The sequence below is a fragment of the Paenisporosarcina sp. P4_E4_2 genome (assembly GCF_056401595.1).
In genome coordinates, this window is record NZ_JBFUJC010000220.1 from 1 (window position 1) to 5,309 (window position 5,309).

Consider the following 5,309-nt stretch of genomic DNA (forward strand, 5'->3'; position numbering starts at 1 on the left):
GAATGAGTACGAACGACGAATGAGTACGAACGACTGACGATTGTATTGTTATCTGCTGAATTACTGTTTTTAATGATTAAGTCGCCATCCACGTACATGGAAATGTCTTCTAAATTATTTAAATTATCTACATTTACCGTTTGATTTGACGGTTTTATGTATACTGTTCCGCCACTACCATCTAGAATGTTCAAATTACATTTGGTCTTGTCTTTTACTGCATAACATAAATCCTCAACTTTGATACTTACTTTCGAAGGATCTGGCAAACTAGCTAAATAACTTTCAAGATTGGTGCCAGTATATTTGCAGACACCTGAAGTCATTTCACTAGCTTGGGTAGGACAAATGGTCGTATTGTCATTTGGCGGAACGAAAATGCGATCGACCGTTTCTTTTTCACTTAAAATCGTTTTGATTACAATATCATTCGTTTCGGATGTATGATCCGGGATGGTTACAATCAATTTAGCTTTCAGAGTTTTAACTGAAGTATTTTGTTTCCCTTGTACGGAAAGAGGTATTGCAACTTTGCGAGTTGCTTGATCAAACTCTAGGTTTACGGAAAGTGGCATTAACTCATATTTCGTTTTTGAGTCAACTCTATTTTCTTGGGGAGCTAAGTCTGCGTACACCCGATTAACCTCGGACATATACATATCAACGCCGGCTCTTTCTATTTCTTTCGTTTCACAATCAATCCAGTTATTAATGTGTGCATTGGAATAAAAGACATTACATGCGGCAGTAGACATTCCAGAAGGGAGTGGTAAGTTATTATCCTTTGCAGTGGTAACTGCCGTTGCTTTATTCACTAAAGTAGTCAGACTGGTATTCATGAAATTCTTATAATCCTCATTTAATATTTTTATTTCATTCTTTAGATTGTTGATATTATATTTCACACCCATTTCGGCTGCGACAACGGATTGATTGCGGACGTCGACAGTACTTTCCTGCTTGGCATTATTAAAAGATGCGGCAACAAATACTGCTGATAAACCAACAAAAACAACAACTAAAAGGAGGACAAGTAACAAAGCATAACCTTTATGGTTTTTTACATACTTCAATTGAATCCTCCTCTTTAATTAGTTGTTTTATATCTCGTAAGTATCGTGTTTATTTTGTAGGTCGCATTTTTATATTTCACTGCAGCAGCAAATGTGTAGTCATCTTTCGTTGGGTTAATCATTTGATTTACACTTGTCATAGTCACATTGAAACGAGTATCTGAAACTGGCTTGAATGAACTGGCAGGTGGCTCAGTTGTACTTGTACATAATGTAGAAGATACAGGAGCAATCATAATTCCACCTGAATCCACTTTAATGTAATAACAATCCCCTTTACGGTGCTGGTTCATTAATTTCGAAACAATTAAATTCGCTTCCTGTTGAGCGGAAGTCTTATTGGATTCCGCTATTGAATGCTTAAAGCCGATTCCCAAAGTTGTCATAATTAATATAGCTACCATCGAAACTAAGGCTAGAGCCGCTATTAATTCCACGAGTGTTATGCCGTTATTATTTTTAATATATTTGATCATGAGGTCACCTCAATATAGCCATATGTTTCACTACTCAATTGACCTCCGAGCGTATAAATTTTAAGAATGGTCTTATATAAAGAAATGGTTCCTGAAAGATCAGGCACATCGAATACTTGAATTTCGAGTTTAAATTCTTCGCCTGAATCAACTGTGCTATTAAATTTGAATGAATTGTAATCGTCTTTATTAGTTGCCGGGTCATCTGTAATTACGTGGCCATTAGTTATTGTTGTCGTTTCTTCAAATTGCAATTCAATAATAGGTTTAATCTGTTCAAAAGGAATTATTTTTGTTGAAGTATGGGGAATATATTTCCCTTTGCTCTTTTCAATAAACTCCGTAATTTCCTGCCGCGCTATATTCATCGTATCCAACTTTGTCTCCGTCTTCGCATTAAATAAAGTCATTTGTGGAAACACAGTCATGATACCCACGAAAACAATTCCCATTATGACAAGTGCTGCCAGAACTTCCACGAGTGTCAGTCCATTTTGTTTGGATTTATTTGGAAATAGTTTCATATAATTTTTCTCATTTCATGTTGTTTATACGTATTATGTATTGTTTTAGTAGAATTGTCATTATTTTTATACTATATTTACTCGCCTATTCTATCCTAGGAAAAAAGAGCTGAATAGATCAGCTCTCTTCATTATTTCACATATTCCGCAACACGATTACGTCCTTCTCGTTTCGCCCCAATATATAGCGCTCTATCCGCATTACGAATCAATGCCATGGCATCGTCACAGTCTTCTGGTGCAGTTGAGACACCGATACTTGTTGTTATGTTGACAAAGGACAGCACGGGTTCATCTTCCAGGTCTGTCCGAATTTCAAAACGCGTGGTTTCGATCTTCTCACGTAATTCTTCTGCAAGTGCTAGTGATTGTTGTTTGGAGTAGTTTGGTAAGATGATAACAAATTCTTCTCCGCCATACCTAGCAATGATCCCGGCGTCCCCAAGTTCATTTTCCAACAATCTTGCCAGTCCAAAAAGAATATCGTTTCCACTTTGATGTCCATACGTATCATTGATGGCTTTGAAGTGGTCGATGTCCATCATCAATAATGATAATTGACGAAGCTCTCCATTTAGCAATTGGCTCATATTGGTTTCGAGTTGCTGATCTAAATACCGGTAATTGTATAATTTCGTTAGGCCGCATCGTTCACTTTTAGATACTGCATCTTGTACGTATCGAGCTTTTTCAAGAGATACTGCAAAATAGGAGCATAGCAAGCTGATAATCTGAAGTTGATAAGTTTCAAATGCGTATTTTTTCCTTGAAGCTATGACCAGAATTCCTTCCATTTTTTGATTCCGACTAATTGGGACAGAAATGATGCTCTCTGTATCCGTTGGAAGAAAATCCGATCCTGACTTACGCCATTCTTTTTGTTTGTTGAAAAGAATCGACTTGTCTTTTTTATAGACAATTCCAGCTATACTTTTTAGTAATTCTTCGTGAGTTTGCAAAATTTCTACATTGATATCTTTTTCCTTCGACTTTAAGAAGTACATATTATCTTGGTCTTGGTCTATATCAATGATATAAGAATAATCAACTGGTAACATTTTGCTGATTCTTGATAAGAATAAATCGATAATTGCATCATTGCTGAGTCGATCTGCCAGCTCATGTCCTATTTCAGTCGCTTGGTTTAAGTCTTCGTTGACGCGTTCGGAATTACTGTATAAGCGGACTAGGAATGTAATGATTAAGAATGGGATACCTAATAGTAAGAATGCAACTGGTCCAACATATTCATTTAGCAAATAAAGAGTAAAGCCGAATGGGAATGTCACGACTAAACCTGCATAATCCCAAAGTGAATCTCTTCCAAAGAAGCCGGTGTGTTCTTGCTTTGTTAAAACCAGATATAAGTGCAAAATTACATGATTAGAAAAAGTATTAATGATTTGATAGAGAAAACCGAATAAAAGAATATGTTTTAACTCGATCGAACCAATATCATAGCCCATTAAAATGACAGAAACGCCACTAATGACCGATACTATGAAAAACATAAATGAGTTAAATAGTGCTCGATAGAAATCGCTGAACCCGATTTTGAGTTGTATGGCCAGTGGAATAATTGCCAATTGCATGACCAACATTTCAACAAACACTCCATATTTCAAAAATATGGCAAGGTTGATCCATTGAACTAAGAAAACGGTTGTTCCAGCTACTTTAAACGGAAAGTATGTCGTTATTATTGCCAGAGCTGTATATCCCAATAAAATTGGCCAATTAATTTCAGTAGGCTCTGCAAACTGGTAAATCGAATAAGTGCCAAATGGTACAACCAGAACCCATATGGCCCAAATCAAGCGTTGTGTTCGTTTAGAAATGTCCATATGCGCCCCTTTCAAAATGGTTCAATTTATCTAGTACTAAATACATCCTATCAAAATTAGAAAGTTTTGTCATCTTTAATATTCAAATAATTTTAAACACTTGAATAGCCTCCAAACGCAAGCTAGACAAGAGATAGAGCGAACCCGATACTATAGTCACTTGTTTTTCCGAAATTGTAATTCGCAATGATTCTAGTAGGTCTTTCGTCATTGTTACGTTAGTCGATTCGCTCATTTTCGACAAACTGATTGCGGACATTGCGCGCTCATCTTCGAAATCCACAAAAGTAAATTTTGATGAAATTTCTTCATAAATACGCAATATTTTTTTGGCATCTTTTCCTTTTATCWTGCCTAAATAAAAATGAATGGGTGTATCTGGAAAGTATTCTTTCACAGTTTCAACGAGAGCACGAGCACTTGCCGGATTATGTGCTCCATCGAAATATAAATGATCTGTAATTTTTTCAAATCGTACTGGAATAAATGTTTTACTCAACCCATTTCGAAGGGTTTCTTCTTCCACTTCTACTTGGAGCGAATTGGCTACATGGAGTACAGCTCGAATCGCAAGCGCTGCATTATTTACTTGATGGGAACCTTTGAGTGGAACAATCATATTCGTGAATACATGACCTTCATTGTCTTGGTACAATCCATTCAATAAAGTGAAATCTTTATTTATTTTCCAAAGTGGAGAATTGCCTTCATTTGCTTCTTCTATAAGTACTTGTTCAGCAGGCTCTTCCATTGGACCAATGACAACTGGACGACCTGGTTTAATGATTCCCGCTTTATGAGAAGCCACTTCTTCAATTGAGTTTCCTAGAAATTGTTCATGCTCAATTGCAATACTCGGAATGACTGAAATGAGTGGAGTAATGACATTCGTGCTATCAAACCTGCCCCCCATCCCCGTTTCCAACAGTACAACATCAGGTTGAAATTGTTCGAATGCCAGAAATGCAAGAACTGTTAATAATTCAAAATCCGTCAGCATTCCGCTGAGTCCCGCTTCTTTTGCAAGACTAAAAGCCTCACTCAAGTCAATTGGTGAAATATACTCCCCATTCAGCTGAATTTGATCATGTACATCCATGAAGCAAGGCGAATAAAAACATCCCGTTTTTACTCCGTGTGCCTGAAGCATACTATTCATCATGCTGATGGTCGAACCTTTGCCGTTCGTCCCTGCAACATGGACGAATTTGAGTTTCAAGTGAGGGTTTCCTACTTTTTCTAATGCATTACGGATTGCATCCAGCCCTGGCTCAATTGTGTTTTTGCTTTCCATTTGAAAACGTTCTTTGTATTCATTAAACTTCGGAATCATAATTACATCTCCTTTCTATAAACGAGAAAAGAACCCCACCTTCATAATAAAGGCAGGGT

The 5,309-nt window shown here is 36.8% G+C and carries 4 protein-coding genes and 1 pseudogene; all 5 read right to left on the minus strand.

All coding sequences use genetic code 11. The features are described from left to right. Positions 1 to 1,073 (minus strand): annotated as a pseudogene (locus AC1DSB_RS13890) (hypothetical protein); the annotation flags it as partial. Between the two features lie 14 nt (positions 1,074 to 1,087). Further along, the gene (locus AC1DSB_RS13895) at positions 1,088 to 1,549 is read right to left on the minus strand and encodes a PulJ/GspJ family protein (RefSeq protein ID WP_477586909.1); all 462 of its coding nucleotides are present in this window, start codon (positions 1,547 to 1,549) and stop codon (positions 1,088 to 1,090) included. Then, a complete protein-coding gene (locus AC1DSB_RS13900) occupies positions 1,546 to 2,073 on the minus strand; it encodes a prepilin-type N-terminal cleavage/methylation domain-containing protein (RefSeq protein WP_477532839.1) in 528 nt (175 codons plus the stop codon). The genes AC1DSB_RS13895 and AC1DSB_RS13900 overlap by 4 nt, the downstream gene beginning before the upstream one ends. A 131-nt stretch (positions 2,074 to 2,204) precedes the next feature. Further along, positions 2,205 to 3,917: a sensor domain-containing diguanylate cyclase gene (locus tag AC1DSB_RS13905; RefSeq protein WP_477532838.1), complete on the minus strand. Its 1,713-nt coding sequence runs from the start codon at positions 3,915 to 3,917 to the stop codon at positions 2,205 to 2,207. Positions 3,918 to 3,999: 82 nt separating this feature from the next. Then, on the minus strand, positions 4,000 to 5,250 hold the full coding sequence (locus AC1DSB_RS13910; protein ID WP_477586910.1) for a bifunctional folylpolyglutamate synthase/dihydrofolate synthase: 1,251 nt from the start codon (positions 5,248 to 5,250) through the stop codon (positions 4,000 to 4,002). Positions 5,251 to 5,309: the final 59 nt, after the last annotated feature.